The 16816-nt window shown below is 67.3% G+C and carries 14 protein-coding genes; 6 read left to right on the plus strand and 8 right to left on the minus strand.

Annotated features, from left to right (window positions below; all coding sequences use genetic code 11):
- Positions 1 to 38: 38 nt before the first annotated feature.
- Complete coding sequence (locus LDO22_RS13080) at positions 39 to 1703, plus strand: MDR family MFS transporter (RefSeq protein ID WP_224023719.1); 1665 nt, start codon at positions 39 to 41, stop codon at positions 1701 to 1703.
- 230 nt (positions 1704 to 1933) lie between these two features.
- Positions 1934 to 3376 (plus strand): sugar porter family MFS transporter, encoded by a 1443-nt coding sequence (locus LDO22_RS13085; RefSeq protein ID WP_159629683.1) that lies wholly within the window; start codon positions 1934 to 1936, stop codon positions 3374 to 3376.
- A gap of 120 nt (positions 3377 to 3496) precedes the next feature.
- Here LDO22_RS13085 and LDO22_RS13090 read toward each other — a convergent pair whose 3' ends face one another.
- The 6 genes from LDO22_RS13090 to LDO22_RS13115 form a co-directional block, all read right to left on the minus strand.
- On the minus strand, positions 3497 to 4723 hold the full coding sequence (locus LDO22_RS13090) for an MFS transporter (RefSeq protein ID WP_224023721.1): 1227 nt from the start codon (positions 4721 to 4723) through the stop codon (positions 3497 to 3499).
- Positions 4724 to 4769: 46 nt separating this feature from the next.
- Entirely contained in the window at positions 4770 to 5210 is a 441-nt protein-coding gene (locus LDO22_RS13095) for a MarR family transcriptional regulator (protein ID WP_159629679.1), read from the minus strand.
- A gap of 34 nt (positions 5211 to 5244) precedes the next feature.
- A complete protein-coding gene (locus tag LDO22_RS13100) occupies positions 5245 to 5742 on the minus strand; it encodes a GNAT family N-acetyltransferase (protein ID WP_224027237.1) in 498 nt (165 codons plus the stop codon).
- A 177-nt stretch (positions 5743 to 5919) separates the two neighbouring features.
- Positions 5920 to 7083, minus strand: a complete 1164-nt coding sequence (locus tag LDO22_RS13105; RefSeq protein ID WP_224023723.1) for a mannitol-1-phosphate 5-dehydrogenase — start codon at positions 7081 to 7083, stop codon at positions 5920 to 5922.
- Positions 7083 to 9143, minus strand: coding sequence for a PTS mannitol transporter subunit IICBA (locus tag LDO22_RS13110; protein ID WP_224023725.1), 2061 nt, complete (start codon positions 9141 to 9143; stop codon positions 7083 to 7085). The genes LDO22_RS13105 and LDO22_RS13110 overlap by 1 nt, the downstream gene beginning before the upstream one ends.
- Positions 9144 to 9231: 88 nt before the next feature.
- Positions 9232 to 9960 carry a TetR/AcrR family transcriptional regulator gene (locus LDO22_RS13115; RefSeq protein WP_159629673.1) on the minus strand — a complete coding sequence of 243 codons (729 nt, stop codon included), beginning with the start codon at positions 9958 to 9960 and terminating at the stop codon, positions 9232 to 9234.
- 161 nt (positions 9961 to 10121) lie between these two features.
- Here LDO22_RS13115 and ptsP point away from each other — a divergent pair, with 161 nt between their 5' ends.
- From ptsP to LDO22_RS13130, 3 genes are read left to right on the plus strand one after another with little or no spacing between them, the layout of a single operon-like run.
- Entirely contained in the window at positions 10122 to 11807 is a 1686-nt protein-coding gene (gene ptsP, locus LDO22_RS13120; RefSeq protein WP_159629671.1) for a phosphoenolpyruvate--protein phosphotransferase, read from the plus strand.
- A 42-nt stretch (positions 11808 to 11849) separates the two neighbouring features.
- Positions 11850 to 12272 (plus strand): helix-turn-helix domain-containing protein, encoded by a 423-nt coding sequence (locus tag LDO22_RS13125; RefSeq protein WP_224023726.1) that lies wholly within the window; start codon positions 11850 to 11852, stop codon positions 12270 to 12272.
- Positions 12273 to 12283: 11 nt separating this feature from the next.
- Positions 12284 to 13102: an alpha/beta hydrolase gene (locus tag LDO22_RS13130; RefSeq protein WP_224023728.1), complete on the plus strand. Its 819-nt coding sequence runs from the start codon at positions 12284 to 12286 to the stop codon at positions 13100 to 13102.
- Here the strand turns inward: LDO22_RS13130 and LDO22_RS13135 are convergent.
- Positions 13065 to 14285, minus strand: a complete 1221-nt coding sequence (locus tag LDO22_RS13135; RefSeq protein ID WP_159629666.1) for a PucR family transcriptional regulator — start codon at positions 14283 to 14285, stop codon at positions 13065 to 13067. The two genes, LDO22_RS13130 and LDO22_RS13135, sit on opposite strands and share 38 nt — an antisense overlap.
- Positions 14286 to 14518: 233 nt before the next feature.
- On the opposite strand from LDO22_RS13135, the gene ald reads away from it, so the two are divergent.
- Entirely contained in the window at positions 14519 to 15637 is a 1119-nt protein-coding gene (gene ald / locus LDO22_RS13140) for an alanine dehydrogenase (protein WP_159635003.1), read from the plus strand.
- 75 nt (positions 15638 to 15712) lie between these two features.
- Here the strand turns inward: ald and LDO22_RS13145 are convergent, their stop codons facing one another.
- Positions 15713 to 16780 (minus strand): Gfo/Idh/MocA family oxidoreductase, encoded by a 1068-nt coding sequence (locus LDO22_RS13145; protein WP_224023731.1) that lies wholly within the window; start codon positions 16778 to 16780, stop codon positions 15713 to 15715.
- Between the last annotated feature and the right edge of the window lie 36 nt (positions 16781 to 16816).

Here is a 16816-nt window from a genome sequence, read left to right on the forward strand (position 1 = left end):
ATCGCTGCTTATATCCTTTTTCTTCCCTTGGAGCACCCATGTCCAAAGCCACTGCCGCGCCAGGCGCCGGAGAAACCCTGACACGACGCCAGATCGTCACCGTAATGGTGGGCCTGATGCTGGGCATGTTCCTGGCATCCCTCGACCAGACCATCGTCTCCACGTCCATCTACACCATCGCCAACGACCTGGACGGACTCTCCCTGCAGGCGTGGGCCACCACCGCCTACCTGATCACGTCCACGGTCAGCACCCCGCTCTACGGCAAGCTGAGCGACATTTTCGGGCGCCGCCCGCTGTACCTGACCGCCATCGCCGTCTTCCTGGTGGGCTCGCTTTACGCGGGGTCCGTGCACTCGATGACTGAACTAGCCATTGCCCGCGGCATCCAGGGCCTGGGCGCCGGCGGCCTGCTCGCCCTGGCGCTGACCATCATCGGCGACATCGTCTCGCTCAAGGACCGCGCCAAGTTCCAGGGCTACTTCATGTCCGTATTCGGAATCTCCTCGGTCCTGGGGCCGGTAGTGGGCGGCGCGTTCGCCGGTTCCGCCAACATCCTGGGCTTTGACGGCTGGCGCTGGGTGTTCTTCATCAACATTCCCATCGGACTGGCGGCCCTGACGGTAGTGTTCCTGTTCCTGCACCTTCCCGCCAAGCACCTCAAGCAGAAAATCGATTACTGGGGCGCGGCAGCGATCACCGTGGCCATCGTTCCCCTCCTCCTGGTGGCCGAACAGGGCCGCACCTGGGGCTGGACCTCGCTGAACTCCTTCCTCTGCTACGGCCTGGGCGTGGTGGGCATTGCCTGGTTCCTGCTGGCGGAAAAACGCGCCGGCGACTACGCACTCATCCCGCTGCGGCTCTTCCACAACGTCACGTTCGGCCTGTCCTCGCTGCTGAACTTCATCATCGGCATCGGCATGTTCGGCGCCATCGCCATGCTCCCGATGTACCTCCAGCTCGTGAAGGGCCTCACCCCCACCGAAGCCGGCCTGATGATGATCACCTTCACGGTGGGCATCCTGTTCGGATCCATCACGGCCGGCCGCACCATCTCCGCCTCCGGAACGTTCCGCATCTTTCCCATCATGGGTACCGGAATCCTGACCGCGGCGGCCCTGGTGATGGGCTTCTCGCTGGGCGTGGACACGGACCTGTGGGTGCCGGGCCTGATTGCGGTGTTCTTCGGAGTGGGCCTGGGCTTCTGCATGCAGCCGCTCACGCTGGCCATGCAGACCTCGGTTCCGCCGCGGGACATGGGCGTGGGGACTTCCTCGGCAGCGTTCTTCCGCTCCATGGGCGGTGCCGTGGGAACCGCCGTCTTCATCTCCATGCTGTTCAGCCTGGCTGCCAGCCGGATCGCCGACAGCATGAAGGCCGCCGCCACGGATCCCGCCTACCTGGCCGTGCTCAAGGACCCCGCCGTCGCGTCGGACCCGGCCAACGCCAAGCTGTACGACTTCTTCAAGAACGGTGCATCCAACGATTCCCTGAACGACACCAGCTGGCTGCACACCGCCAACAGCACCCTGACCAGGCCCATCACCGAAGGGTTCGCCACGTCCATTGACACGGTGATGCTGACGGCGGCAGCCCTGACCGGCCTGGCGTTCCTCATCAGCTTCGCCCTCCCCCGGAAGAAGCTGACCGACCAGAAAGCATCCCCGCAGGACAGGGACAGCATGGAGATTCCGGCGCACTAGCAGGTGCCCCGGCCCGGGAGCGCACTGAACGGACGACGACGGCGGCACGGCCCGCCGTCGTCGTCCGGCGTTTAAGGGGACAGTCGCTCAAGGGGACAAGGGGCGCCAAGTGGAACCTAAGGCGGTGACGTGCCACACTGTTTAGCGCGTGTGCGCCGGCCCCTTTGGCCGGTACCGCAGCCGACGACGTCCGCACCGCATCCATAAAACCCCCAAACCCAGGGAGAACCATGCCCACTGCACAGGAGCAGACCACCACCGGGATTCCGCGGCGGGTGATCTGGCTGGCGCTCGCGGGGGCGGTGGGCGGATTCCTCTTCGGCTTTGACTCGTCCGTGGTCAACGGGGCCGTGGATGCCCTGAAGGGCGAATTCGCGCTCTCCGAGGCCGTGACAGGATTCGCCGTGGCCATTGCCCTCCTGGGCTGCGCGGCCGGCGCCTTCCTGGCCGGCAAGGTGGCGGACCGGCACGGCCGCATTCCCGCCATGAAGCTCGGCGCGCTGCTGTTCCTGGTCAGCGCCCTGGGCACCGGGTTCGCCTTCGGCGTCTGGGACCTGGTGTTCTGGCGCCTGGTGGGCGGGCTGGGCATCGGCCTGGCGTCGGTCATCGCCCCGGCCTACATTTCCGAGATTTCGCCGCGGCAGGTGCGCGGCCGCCTGGCCTCGCTGCAGCAGCTGGCCATCACCACCGGCATCTTCGCCGCCCTGCTGTCAGACGCGCTCCTGGCCACCACTGCCGGCGGCGCGGACCAGCGCTTCTGGCTGGGCATTGAGGCATGGCGGTGGATGTTCCTCGCTGCCGCCGTCCCGGCCGTGGTTTACGGCTGGATTGCCTTCACCCTGCCCGAGTCCCCGCGGTTCCTCGTATTCAAGGGCAAGGAGGAGGAAGCCCGGAAGGTCTTCGCCTCGATCGCCCCCGCCGAGGATACCGACCGGCACATCCGCGAGATCCAGGACGCCATCGAGGAAGACAAGGTGGCCGGCCAGAAGGGCTCGCTGCGCGGCAAGACCCTGGGCCTGCAGGCAGTGGTCTGGGTGGGCATCGTCCTGTCCGTGCTTCAGCAGTTCGTGGGGATCAACGTGATCTTCTACTACTCCACCACCTTGTGGAAGGCTGTGGGCTTCCAGGAGAAGGACTCCCTGGCCATCTCGGTGGCAACGTCCATCACCAACATCCTGGTCACCCTGGTGGCCATTGCCCTGGTTGACCGCGTGGGCCGCCGGCCCATCCTGCTGGCCGGCTCCGTGGGAATGGCCGTGTCCCTGGGCGCCATGGCCCTGGCGTTCTCCTCTGCCACCGGCTCCGGCGAGAACATCACCCTCCCGGGTGCGTGGGGTCCGGTGGCCCTGGTTGCGGCCAACGTGTTCGTGGTCAGCTTCGGCGCCTCCTGGGGACCCCTGGTGTGGGTGCTCCTGGGCGAGATCTTCCCGTCCCGGATCCGCGCCCGGGCCCTGGGCCTGGCCGCGGCCGCGCAGTGGGTGGCCAACTTCGTGATCACCCTCAGCTTCCCGGTCATGGCGTCCGCGTCCCTGCCGTTGACCTATGCGATGTACGCCCTGTTCGCTGCCGCGTCCTTCTTCTTCGTCATGTTCAAGGTGCCGGAGACCAACGGCATGTCCCTGGAGCAGGCGGAGACGCTGTTCGTGCCGAAGGGTTCGGCGAAGGCCAAGTAACGCCCGATCACATTCGGCAACCTTTCCGGCGACGCCCCATCAGCTTCCGCCGGAAAACATCAAACCCTCCATCACCTGGCGTGATGGAGGGTTTGCCGTTTATTGCCTGACGTGCGGCGGTTACACGACGTGCGGTTCGTGCGAGGACAGGTAGGACCGGCCGCTGAACGCCACCAGGATGGCGATCACCATGGCCACCGCGCCAGCGAAGAACGGGACCTGCGGGCCGAAGTGCTCGCCGAGCTGGGCCGCCGCGAACGGGGCCAGCGCGCCGCCCATCCAGCGGACGAAGTTGTAGCCGGAGGATGCCACCGGCCGGGGCGAACCCGAGACACCCATGGCCAGTTCGGTGTAGATGGTGTTGTTGACGCCCAGCAGTGCACCGGCAACGATCACCAGCACGACGACGGCGGGAACCGAGTGCCCGGCAGCCAGTCCCAGCCCGGCCAGGTCCAGCATGAGCAGGAACAGCGTGCCCGTCAGGACCTTCACCGCGCCGAAGCGGGCCTGCAGCGGCGGGGCCACGAAGACCGAGAACACCGCCACGGCAACGCCCCACCCGAAGAAGACTCCGCCAATGCCGTACGCATCCATGCCCAGGATGAACGGGGTGAAAGCCAGGATGGTGAAGAAGCCGTAGTTGTAGAACAGGCCGCTCGCCGCCGTCGTCCGCAGTCCCTTGTGTCCCAGCGCCAGCAGCGGGTCGCGGAGGCGCACCTTGCGCTCAGGCAGCGGGGTCTTGGGCAGCAGGGCGATCAGGGCGATGAAGGCGGCGGCCATGAGGACGGCGGTGCCGAAGAAGGGTGCGCGCCACTGCCAGCCGCCCAGGAGGGCGCCGAGCAGCGGGCCGAGGGAGATGCCCAGGCCCAGGGCGGCTTCGTAGAGGATGATAGCGGTCCCGGCGCCGCCGCTGGCCACGCCCACGATCACGGCGAGGGCGGTGGCCACGAAGAGGGCGTTGCCCAGTCCCCAGCCGGCGCGGAAGCCCACCAGCTCACCAACGCTGGCGGACAGTCCGGACAGCGAGGAGAAGACGACAATGACGGCCAGGCCGATCAGCAGGGTCTTCTTGCCGCCGATCCGCGAGGACACAAAACCCGTGATCAGCATGGCCAGCGCCGTGACCAGGAAGTAGCTGGTGAAGAGCAGCGATACCTCGCTGGGGCTGGCGTCCAGGTTGGTGGCGATGGCCGGGAGGATGGGATCCACCAGCCCGATGCCCATGAAGGCGAACACTGCGGCGAGGGCGGTGGCCCACACCGCCTTGGGCTGCTTCAGGAATGAGGCCTTTTCGGCCTGCAGGGTTGATTCTGGTGCCGGCAGGGTTTCTGCGAGCTGGCCGTCCATGGAGGGTACTCCTAAGTTCGTGGCTAATTCAGTGTGGGTGGCTGGTTCAGTTCTGGAGGGATGCATTGATCTTGTCGATGACCGGCAGGGCCTCCGACAGGGCTTTACGGTCCTGGTCGGTGAGGGTGCTGAGGATGTCGGCCATCACCTGGTTGCGCCGCGTGTTTGCGGCGTCGACGGCGGCACGGCCTTGGGGGGTGAGGATCACCCGGACGGCGCGGGAGTCTGCCGGGTCGGGCTCGCGCCGGGCCAGGCCCGCGCGTTCGAGCTTGATGATCTGCTCGGTGGCGCTGGGCACGCGGACCCCGAGGTTCCGGGCAATTTCACCGACGCGCTGGCCTTCGCCGAGCAGCATCTTGAGCGTGCTGAGCTGGGCGGCGCTGAGTTCACCGTCCGCGTCGAGGCGCCGGACCAGGTAGACACTGTGGCGGAGGGCTTCGCGGAACCCACTGGCGAGTTCCTGGAGCTGGGGATCGTTGGTATCCATCGTTAGGTACCCTAACATTTAGGGTACCTAACGGTCAAGATTCGAGGGCCATCTTCATGCCGACGTGGCTGGCCTCGAAGCCCAGCTGCTGGTAGAACCGCTGGGCTGCCGTGCGGCTTTGATGGGTGGTCAGCTGCATCAGGCTGCAGCCGCGCCTGCGGGACTCCCCGGCCGCCCAGCCCACCATCAGCTTCCCGAGCCCCTGGCCGCGGAGGGACGCGTCCACCCGGACGCCCTCGAGCTGCGAGCGCCAGGCACCCTTCCGCGAGATCCCTGGCAGGAAACTCAGCTGGAAGGTGGCAACTGCCGCGCCTGCGTCTTCGCCGTGAGGCACCAGTTCGCCCACCACCAGCAGATGGTTCTGGTCAGCCGCTATCGCGTCGAAGGCGTGCTCGTAAGGTTCCATGTCCTGCGCGGTTTCCCGCCCGGCGGCCAGGGCATCGTCGGCCAGCAGCCGCACCATGGCGGGCAGGTCGGCCCGGGTGGCGTGGCGGAGGCGGAACGTGCCGCCGTCGAATTCGGCAGTGAACAGGGCAGGAACGGCATCTTGGGCAGGGATCACCTGCCCAGCCTTGCACAGGAAGACCGCGACGCCGGCACCCGCATGGGTGCCGGCGTCGTGCTGATGCCGCGTTGCCGGAAATCCGGCAGGATCTGATGGAGCGTTGCGTCAGGGGGTGCAGGAAGTGATGGCGCGTCCCGGGATGGGTCAGGCCGGGGTGCTGGCCAGCTCCGCCTGCCGCTCCTCCACCAGGGTGGCAACGGCATTGAACAGCGGATGGTCCTTCTCAAGCCCGGTGATTTTCGCCGTGGCATCGGCCGGGCCCGCGGAGGCCAGGATGGCTGCCAGCTCGGTAGCCTCGGCATCGGCGGGATCGGTGAAGCGCAGGGCGGCCGCGATGGCACCCAGCAGGGCCTCCGGCACGACGCCGCGTTCCGCCAGTTCCGCCGCCGGGCCGATGAACCGTTCGTGCCGGCTCAGCTTCCGCAGCGGGGCGCGGCCCACCCGGTTCACGGTGTCCGGAAGGTACGGGTTGGAGAACCGGACCAGGATCTTCTGGACGTAGGCCTCCTGCTCGTCGTTGCTGAACCCGTGCTTGGCCACCAGGAGCTGCTTGGTTTCCTCCAGCACGGCCCGTACGTCCTCGGCCACGTCCTGGTCCGCCATGGCATCCGAGATCTTCTCCACGCCCGCTTCGAAGCCGAGGTAGGCGGCAGAGGCATGCCCGGTGTTCACGGTGAACAGCTTCCGCTCGATGTAGGGCGAGAGGTCATCCACGAAGGTGGCTCCCGGAATCACCGGAACGGAATCGCCGAAGGCGGTGCGGTCGATGACCCACTCGTAGAAGGTTTCCACCGTCACGTCCAGGCCCTGCCCGGCCTCCTGGTTGGGCACGATCCGGTCCACGGCGGTGTTGGCGAAGACCGCCTTGCCGTCGAGCACTGCGGCGGTGACCCCGGGCTGCGAGGCAACCTCCTTGGCCAGGATGTCCGTGGCATTGATGGCGTTCTCGCAGGCCATCACCTGGAGGGGCGCGAGCCCCGGTTCCCTGGCGACGATGCCCTTGGCGATCACGGGCGCCACGAACTTCAGGATGTGCGGGCCCACCGCCGTGGTGACGATGTCCGCCGTCGAAATTTCCTGGACCAGCTCTGCTTCCTGGGCGTTGGAGTTCAGCGCCCGGAAGTTGTCCACGGTGCGTACGGCGGGGTTCTCCCCCACCTCGTGCACCGCATATCTGTCCGCCTGCGAGAGCCGGGTGATGAGTTCCTCCGCGACGTCCGCGAACACCACCTCGTAGCCTGCGTCATGCAGGAGCAGGCCCACGAAGCCGCGGCCGATGTTGCCGGCACCGAAATGTACTGCCTTCACTATGCGTTGACCTTTCCGAAGAGCTCCAGGACTTCGTCCTCGGACGTGGCAGCCTCCAGCCGGGCCACCTGCTCCTTGTTGGTGAACACCTTGGCGATGGAGGACAGGATGTGCAGGTGTTCGTTGTTGATGCCTGCCACGCCCACCACGAACTTCACTTCCTTGCCGTTCCAGTCGATGCCCTCCGGGTAGCGGATGACGGACACCGCAGACTTGCGGATGTGGTCCTTGGCGGCGTTGGTGCCGTGCGGGATGGCCAGGAAGCTGCCCATGTAGGTGGACACGGATTCCTCGCGCTCGTGCATGGCGGCGATGTATCCCTCATCCACGGCGCCCCGGGCCAGCAGGAGCCGTCCGGCCTCGTCGATGGCGGCGTCGCGGGTGGTGGCCTTACCGGTCAGCACCACGCTCTCGCGGGCCAGGATCTCGGAGGTTCCGGTGGCGGCTGCTGCGCCGCCTGCCGTCGCTCCCGCGGCAGCGGGGGCTGCGTCCACCGGTGCATCGGCGGCGTGGGCACCGTGGGAGGTGCCGGCGTCGGCCGTTCCGCCCTCGGTGTTGCTGTCCCGGACCAGTTCCACGATCTCGTCGTAGCGCGGGCTGTTCATGAAGTTGTCCACCGAGTAGTGGACCGCGCTGGAGGTGACCGGCTTGGCGCGTTCGGTCAGGTCCTGGTGCGTGACCACAACGTCGTAGGTGTCGCTGAGGTTGGCGATGGAGGCGTTGGTGACCTTGACGTCAGGGAAGCCCGCCGCCTTGATCTTGTTCCGCAGCACCGAGGCGCCCATGGCGCTGGAGCCCATGCCGGCGTCGCACGCAAACACGATGTTCCGCACCGGGCCGGCGAGCACGCCCACTCCGCCGTGGCCGGCGGCCGCACCAGCGGCAGTTCCCGCGCCGGCACCGGTCAGGGTGGAGGCAACGGAGCTCTTCTTGCCCTTCATGGCCTCCATGCGGGCGGTGGCGTCGCCCAGGTCCGCCTCGTCACTGTGCTTGGTGGTGCGCAGGATGACGGAGGAGACCAGGAAGGAGACGGCAGCCGCGAGCACCACGGAGAGGATCACGCCGAAGTAGCTGTCGCGGGAGGTCTGCGCCAGGACGGCGAAAATGGAGCCAGGCGCGGCCGGGGCCACGAGGCCGGAGTTGGTGATGGCCAGGGTGGCGATGCCGGTCATGCCGCCGGCGATGGTGCCCAGGATCAGCAGCGGGCGCATCAGGACGTACGGGAAGTAGATCTCGTGGATGCCGCCCAGGAACTGGATGATGGCAGCGCCGGGGGCGGAGGCCTTGGCGGCGCCGCGGCCAAAGAACGCGTACGCGAGCAGGAGGCCCAGGCCGGGACCGGGGTTGGCCTCCAGCAGGAACAGGATGGACTTGCCCTGCTCCAGGGACTGCTGGACGCCCAGCGGGGTGAGCACGCCGTGGTTGATGGCGTTGTTCAGGAACAGGACCTTGGCGGGTTCGATGAAGATGCTGGTCAGCGGCAGGAGGCCGTTCTGCACCAGGAACTGGACAAAGTTGCCGGCGGCCGTGCTGAAGGCGGTGACCAGCGGCGAGATGCCGTAGAAGCCCAGCAGTGCCAGCAGGGCGCCCCAGATGCCGGCGGAGAAGTTGTTCACCAGCATTTCGAAGCCCGGGCGGATCTTGCCGTCCCAGATGGAGTCGATCTTCTTCATGGTCCAGCCGCCCAGGGGGCCCATGATCATGGCGCCGATGAACATCGGGATGCCGGCGCCCACAATCACGCCCATGGTGCCGATGGCCCCCACCACGCCGCCGCGGACGTCGTAGACCATCTTGCCGCCGGTGTAGCCGATCAGCAGCGGCAGGAGGTAGGTGATCATGGGGCCTACCAGGCCGATGTTGGGCTTCCCGCCGGTCTCACCGAAACCACCGAGCTGCGGAACGGGCAGCCACCCCTTCTCGATGAAGAGGGCGGTGATGATGCCCCAGGCGATGAACGCGCCAATGTTGGGCATGATCATGCCGGACAGGAATGTCCCGAACTTTTGGACGTGCACGCGCGCGCTGGTGCGGGGTTTTGCAACTGTCTCTGTTGCCATGTGATTTCCTAACCGTCATTCCTGCTGCTCCGCAGGATTGGTCCGATGATTACGACGACGTACTGCTGGGTAATGCGGGGTTGTGGGGCTATCCGGCCGGGCTGGTGGAGATCCGGTGCAGCCATTCGAGGAAAAGCTTGAGTTCCGAGCTGGAAAGCTGGTCAGAGTGCGAAGCCTGAAGTGCGGCGTTCAGGGCGATCGCTGCCACCACCACCGAGGACTTCCCGGTGCCGCCCGGGGCCGGGCCGCTGGCGGGCTCGGCGGACACCGCGAAAATCATGGCGTCCCGGGTCATGGTGGACAGTTCGAGGTTGCGTTCGGTGGCGGGTTCCGCAATCAGCATCAGCGTCACGCCCACGTTGGCCGCCAGAATGGACCTGGCCGCTTCCCTGGGCTGGACGTTCAGCTGGCCCGCCGCCGCTGCCTTGTTCAGCATCTCTTCCATCAGCGCCTCGGCATCCGCCACGATGGCAGGACGGCTTTCCGGACGGATGTTGCCGAACATGACCAGGTACAGCTCGGGCTGGTTCAGGCCGAACTGGACGTGGTTGTCCCACATTCTCCGGATGTCCTCAAGGGGCTGTCCGGAGGGGGCGAAATCCCTTTCGCCCGCGACATATTCCTCAAACCCTGCGGCGACGACGGCGTCGAACAGACCTTCCTTGTCACCGAAGTGGTGGTACAGGGTGGGAGCCGAAACCCCTGCCAGCTGGGTGATCTGGCGGGTGGAGACCGGAGCTCCGGCCGAATTTGCCAGCAGTTCCGCGGCAGCACGGAGCAGCCGCATTTTGGGGGGAAGCTGGCCATCCAAACTCATAACCGCTACCCTAGCACCTATAGCGTTGCTATATGAACTGAATCACATACAATTTTTTCAGGCACGTTTCCCGCCCCTGGACGTAGCAGTCCTCCGGCGGACCCGGCACGGCGCCGGAGAACTTGGCGGGCCTGTCTACCGGCAGAGAATGAGGACCTTCAGTGCAGAACTTCCCAGGAGTAGGCGTCAGCCCAGGCCGCGTCATCGGCACCATCCGGCAGATGCCCAAACCCATCAGTGAGCCTCCCGCCGGTGAACAGCTGGCTCCGGACACCACTGCCGAGGAAGCCACCGCAGCCCTGAAGGCAGCTTCCCAGGCGGTGCACGACGAACTGAAGGAGCGCGCCGCGCACGCCATCGGTGACGGCAAGGCTGTCCTGGAAGCCACTGCACTGATGGCCAAGGACACCATGCTGATCAAAGGGGCGGCCAAGCTGGTGGCCCGGGGTGTTTCTGCCGAACGCGCCATCTGGGAATCCGGCTCCTCCGTGTCCGAGATGCTGCACAACCTGGGCGGCTACATGGCCGAACGGGCCACCGACGTCCTGGACGTCCGTGCCCGGATTGTCGCCGCGCTGCGGGGCGTCCCCGCACCCGGCATCCCCGCCTCCAACACCCCGTTCGTGCTGGTGGCAGAGGACCTTGCCCCCGCGGACACGGCAACCCTTGACCCGAACAAGGTCCTGGCGCTGGTCACCGCCGGCGGCGGCCCCCAGTCCCACACGGCGATCATCGCCCGCTCCCTCGGCCTGCCCGCCGTGGTTGCCGCCGTGGGCGTCGACGAACTCCCCGACGGCACCGAGGTCTACGTGGACGGCGCAGCCGGCAGCATCACCGCCGAACCCGACGAGACCCTCCGTGCCACCGCGGAAGCCTGGGCAGCCACGGCGTCGCTGCTGGCTGAGTTCACCGGCACGGGTACGACGGCGGATGGCCACCAGGTGCCACTGCTCGCCAACGTGGGTGGCGGCAAGGACGCCGAAGCTGCCGCCAAGCTCGGAGCCCAGGGCGTAGGCCTCTTCCGCACCGAGTTCTGCTTCCTGGAGCGGGACACCGAACCTTCCGTTGAGGAGCAGGCGGCTGCCTACAAGAGCGTTTTCGATGCCTTCCCCGGCAAGAAGGTGGTGCTGCGTACGCTGGATGCGGGCGCGGACAAGCCCCTGCCCTTCCTGACCGATTCCACGGAGCCCAACCCTGCCCTCGGCGTCCGTGGCTACCGCACGGACTTCACCACCCCCGGCGTCCTGGACCGGCAGCTCGAAGCCATCGCCCTGGCCCAGCAGCAGTCCCAGGCCGACGTCTGGGTCATGGCCCCCATGATCTCCACCGCGGAGGAAGCCTCTCGCTTCGCCTCGATGTGCGCAGACGCCGGCATCAAGACCCCCGGCGTCATGGTGGAGGTCCCCTCCGCGGCCCTGACCGCCGAGGCCATCCTCCGCGAAGTCAGCTTCGCCAGCCTGGGCACCAACGACCTCACGCAGTACGCCATGGCTGCCGACCGCCAGCTCGGCCCGCTCGCCAATCTGAACACCCCCTGGCAGCCCGCGGTCCTGCGCCTCGTGGGACTGACCGTCGAGGGGTCCCGCGCGGAGGGCCACGACAAGCCCGTGGGCGTCTGTGGTGAGGCTGCCGCCGATCCTGCCCTCGCCGTCGTCCTTACCGGCCTTGGCGTCAGCACCCTGTCCATGACCGCGCGGTCCCTTGCCGCGGTGGCCGCGGTCCTGAAGACCGTGACCCTGTCCGAGGCCCAGGAACTGGCCAAGCTGGCCCTGTCCGCGCCGAGCGCCACCGAAGCCCGCGCCTGGGTGCGGGAAAAGCTGCCGGTCCTGGAGGAACTGGGGCTCTGACGCCCGCGGGCATGCCGGCCACACCCGGGATAGGCTACGTCCATGGCACTGATAGCCCCCCGCGTCACGGCCGGCCTGCCCGCCGGCGAGGCCCGCAGCCTGACGCGCGCCCTCGAGGACAGCAATGACATCACCGTGTTCGTGGACGGAACGGTCCACCGGCTGCCCGGGCAGGCGAGGGACGCCGTCGTGGATCTCCTCGCCAGGCTGGGCCGCGGCGAAACGGTGACCGTGAGCAGCGTGGAGGAGATGCTGACCACCTCCCAGGCGGCCGAACTGGCCGGGATCTCGCACACCTACCTGCGCAACATGACGGACCGCGGCGAGATCCCGGTGGAGTACCGCGGATCGCACCGCCGGATCCGGACGGCCGACATCATGACGTGGCTTGGGAAGCAGAAGCTTGCGGAGCAAAAGCGCAAGCACGAAAAGGACGCCGGCGATCACGCCGGCACGGCCGGGTAGTGCGGCCCCGCATGGCGTGGCCGCGGCGACGGAAAGACGTTTCGCTTCACTCTGCCGACGTGGAAGCAAACGGTTTGCATGGCCGCATCTTCTGGGCTCACGGGACGCCGCCTCCCGGACCGGACGCTGCCGGAGCCCCCGCCGCGCCCGCCTATGTCCTCATCCACGGCATCGGCGTCTCCCACCGCTACCTTCGCCGCCTCCACGGCGAACTCTCCGCCGTTGCCCCCACGTATTCGCTGGACCTGCCGGGCTTCGCCGGGACGCCCAGGCCGGAGCGGCAGCTGTCCATTGCAGACTACGGCGCCTTCATCGCCCAGGCCCTGAAGGCAAGCGGCATTGGCTCCTACATCCTGGTGGGACATTCCATGGGCGTGCAGTTCGCCATCGAAGCCGCCCTCTACGCCCCGGGGCAGGCCCACCGGCTGGTGCTCATGGGGCCGGTGGTGGACGCCCGGTACCGGAGCGTGCAGCGGCAAGGGCTGGCGCTTTTCCTGGACGCCCTCCTCCGCGAAAACGCGTCCTCCAACTGGCTCGTCTTCTCGGACTACTTCCGCTGCGGACCGCGCTGGTACTTCACCGAACTCCCCGTCATGATGGCCTACCCCACGGAGCGGCGGCTGGCCGGCATCAATGTGCCCGTCCTGGTGCTGCGCGGCAACCACGACCAGGTGGCCGGCGCCGACTGGTCGCTCCGGCTCTCGCAGGTGGTGCCGGAGGGAAGCTTCGTGGAGATCCAGCGCGCCGGACATGTGGTCCAGCACCTGCGTCCGCGGCAGGTGGCGGAGGCCATCAAATCCTGGGCCGCGCCGCCCACCGCCGCATCTTGAGGGCGGCGTGCAGTTCCAGCCGGGGCATCCCCTTCAGCGGGTCCACCCCCAGCAGCTGCCGGATCCGCCCCAGCCTGTTGTAGATGCTGCTGCGGTGCAGGTGGAGCTTGGTGGCCACATCCTGGACTGAGCCGTCATTGTCATAGAGCAGCTCCAGGACCGGAATCAGCTCGCCGTTGCGGTCGTGGTCCTCGAGCATCCGGAAGTACACCGACCCGGAATCAGCCCACGCCCCCACCCCTCCCCCGGCGGACGCGAGCAACTGGTACACGCCGGTGGCCCTGCAGTCCACCAGCTCGCCCAGCTGGGGATCCACCGCGGCGGCCTGGGCCGCCATCCGTGACTGCCGGTATGCCTCGGAGAGCTGGCGGGTCTTGGCGAAGCCTTCACTGATCCCCAGGATGATCCGGTGCACCGGGCGGCCGGAGCGCTTGGCCAGCTCCAGCTGGTAGTGCACCAGGACCTGTGCATGGTTGGCCCGGCCGGTCGATTCGCGGAACAGCACCACCGAATGCGTCTCCGTGCCGGCGCTGAAGAGGGCGGCGTCCACCCCCACCGTGGCCTGGAGTGCGGTGGACCGGTGGATCAGGGTGGACGCGATGGGGTCCGGGCCGCTGGCCCAGCCGTCCGCGTCCAGCACCGTGACCATCTGCCATGGACCCCTGCCCTGGACTTCCTTCCACCCGGCCACGGCGGCCACGGCATTGGGTTCTCCGGCACAGGCGGCCAGGAATTCCCGCTCACGGCCCCGCCGGAATTCGGATTCGGCCGTGTTCGAGTCGAGCAGGAGCCCGGACAGCAGCTCCAGCTCGTGGTTGACGCCGGGCAGTTGGGTGAGGATCGCCGTCGGGCTTTCCTCCGCCGAGTCCTGCTGCACCCAGAGGTAACCCACCCGGAAGCCGCGCACCATCAGCGGGACGCACACCCGGCCCAGCATGCCCAGGTCCGGGTTGGCCGGAACCACCACGGGCCGCACGGCAGTGGCAATGCCATGGGAGAGCTGCCATGCGCTCACGTCCGCCGGAACCTTCTTGCTCAACAGGAAGTTCACCCGCACGCGGTCGGCATGGGACTGGTTGGAGCTGTAGGCGAGCAGCAGTCCGTCCAGGTCCTCAAGGGACAGGCCACGGCCCAGCTTCTGCGCCACCTGTTCGACGAGCTGTTCCACACCCTGCTGCTGCATGGGCCAACAGTACTGCCCAGGTCGCCCAGCGGACGAACGGACACGAGGCGACACCTGACGCTTCAGGACTCGACAGGTGTCGAGGCGAACGATCCGAAATCCGCGGAATGGCGCGGTTTGGCGTGCAGCATCCGATGCGGTTCATGTCGCCTGGCTCACAGCGGGATTTATCGTTGAAACACGAAAATCCTTCCGCCTTTTCGGCCTACCGGCCCCAAAAACTGGAGCAGACGATGATCATCGGCGTCCCCAAAGAAATCAAGAACAACGAATTCCGCGTGGCCATCACCGCGGCAGGCGTCCACGAGTTCCTCACCCACGGGCACACCGTGCTGGTGGAGCGCGGGGCCGGCCTGGGCTCGGGCATCACCGACGAGGAATACTCGATCGCCGGCGCCGAGATCGTCAACGAGGCCGATGACGTCTGGGCCCGCGCCGACATGGTGATGAAGGTCAAGGAACCCATCAAGTCCGAGTACCACCGCTTCCGCAAGGGCCTGATCCTCTTCACCTACCTGCACCTGGCTGCCGAGCCGGAGCTCACCACGGAGCTCATCAACTCCGGCGTCACCGCCATCGCGTACGAAACCGTCCAGGAGGGCCGGTCCCTCCCCCTGCTGGCACCGATGTCCGAAGTTGCCGGCCGCCTCTCCGTCCAGGTCGGTGCCACCTCTCTGATGGCCCCCGCCGGCGGCAAGGGCGTCCTGATGGGCGGCGTGCCCGGCGTCCGTCCCGCCAAGGTGGTTGTCCTGGGCGCCGGTGTTGCCGGCACCAACGCCGCAGCCATGGCCCTGGGCCTGGGCGCCGACGTTACCATCCTGGACATCAACATCAACCGCCTGCGCGAACTGGACGCCCAGTACCAGGGCCGGTTGAAGACCGTTGCCTCCAACACGTACGAGATCGAAAAGTCTGTGGTGGACGCCGACCTGGTGATCGGTTCCGTCCTCATCCCCGGCGCCAAGGCGCCCAAGCTGGTCACGAACGACCTCGTGGCCCGGATGAAGCCCGGCTCCGTCCTGGTGGACATCGCCGTGGACCAGGGCGGCTGCTTCGAGGACACCCACCCCACCACGCACCAGGAACCCACGTACAAGGTGCACAACACCATCTTCTACTGCGTCGCCAACATGCCTGGCGCCGTACCCAACACCTCCACGTACGCGCTGACCAACGTCACCCTGCGCTACGCGGTGTCCTTGGCAAACCTGGGCGTCAAGGCCGCCTTCGACCGCGACCCCGCCCTGGCTGCGGGCCTCAACATCGCCGCGGGCCACGTGGCACACCACTCCGTGTCCGAGGCCCACAACCTGCCCCTCGTGGCTGACTGGCACGAGCTCGTCTCCGCTTAAGGCCCCCCCTTCATCGATTGCTCCGTACTTGTCGTTTTGGACCCCCGGAACGACAACTACGGAGCAATCGATGAGTCATTTAACCCCAAGCTCCCTGGCCCTCTCGATGATTTTGAGGACCTCGACGGCGTCTTCCGGGTTTACGGGGAGGGGCAGGGATGACTGTGCTCCGCCGTCGAGGATCCTGGCTGCCAGCAGGCGGTAGAACTCCGGGTAGTTCCCGCGTTCGGTGGGCAGACGGTCCAGGTGTCCGTCGCGGCCCAGGAGCCCGGCCCACTCCGGAGCTTCCACGCCGTAGTCCCCGTCCAGCGGGCTGCCACCTGCCACGATGTAGGGCTCCTGCGGGTCCACGCCGTTCTTGGTGAAGCCGCCGATCGAACCCAGCACCCGGAAGCGCGGCCCCTGCTGGGCGCACAGCACGTTCATGGCCAGGTGGCTGATCACTCCCGACTGGTGTTGCAGGACCAGGAAGACGTCGTCGTCAGCCCGCTCATCGGACCGCCGCGCCTGCAGTTCCGCGTGGAGGATGGTGGCCGGGCCGAACAGCTGCAGTGCCTGGTCGATCAGGTGGCTGCCCAGGTCGAACAGGACGCCTCCGCCGTCGGAAGCGGTGGCCCGCGCTTTCCAGGCTTTGGCGATGGCCGGGGACCACCGCTCGAACCGCGACTCGAACCGGGTCACCCGGCCCAGGGCCTGGGCCGCCAGCAGCTTTTGGAGGGTCAGGAAATCCCCGTCCCACCGGCGGTTGTGGAACACGGTGAGCACCCGGCCCAGATGCCCCGCCAACGCAATGAGTTCCTCGCCCTGCGCGCTGGTGACCGCGAACGGCTTGTCCACCACCACGTCCAGCCCCGCCTCCAACGCGGCCTTTGCCAGGGGGAAATGGGTCATGGGCGGCGTCGCCAGGACCACAAGGTCAAGGTCCGCTGCCCGCCTGACGACGTCAGCGCCGTCGCGCACCACCTCCACCCCGGGAAGCCGGGACGAGGCACTTGCCTGCCGCCCGGCGTCGGACGTTGCAACGACGTCCAGCGAGTAGCTGGTGTTGGCTGCCAGCAGCGGCGCGTGGAAGACGCTGCCGGCAAGCCCGTAGCCGACGACGGCGGTGCGGATGGTGCGGGGGGCGCCTTCAGTTCCGGTCATGGAAGCAACGCTACCCCCGGTCCCGCGTGGTTAAAA

Source organism: Arthrobacter sp. NicSoilC5 (assembly GCF_019977395.1).
Classification (GTDB): Bacteria; Actinomycetota; Actinomycetes; order Actinomycetales; family Micrococcaceae; genus Arthrobacter.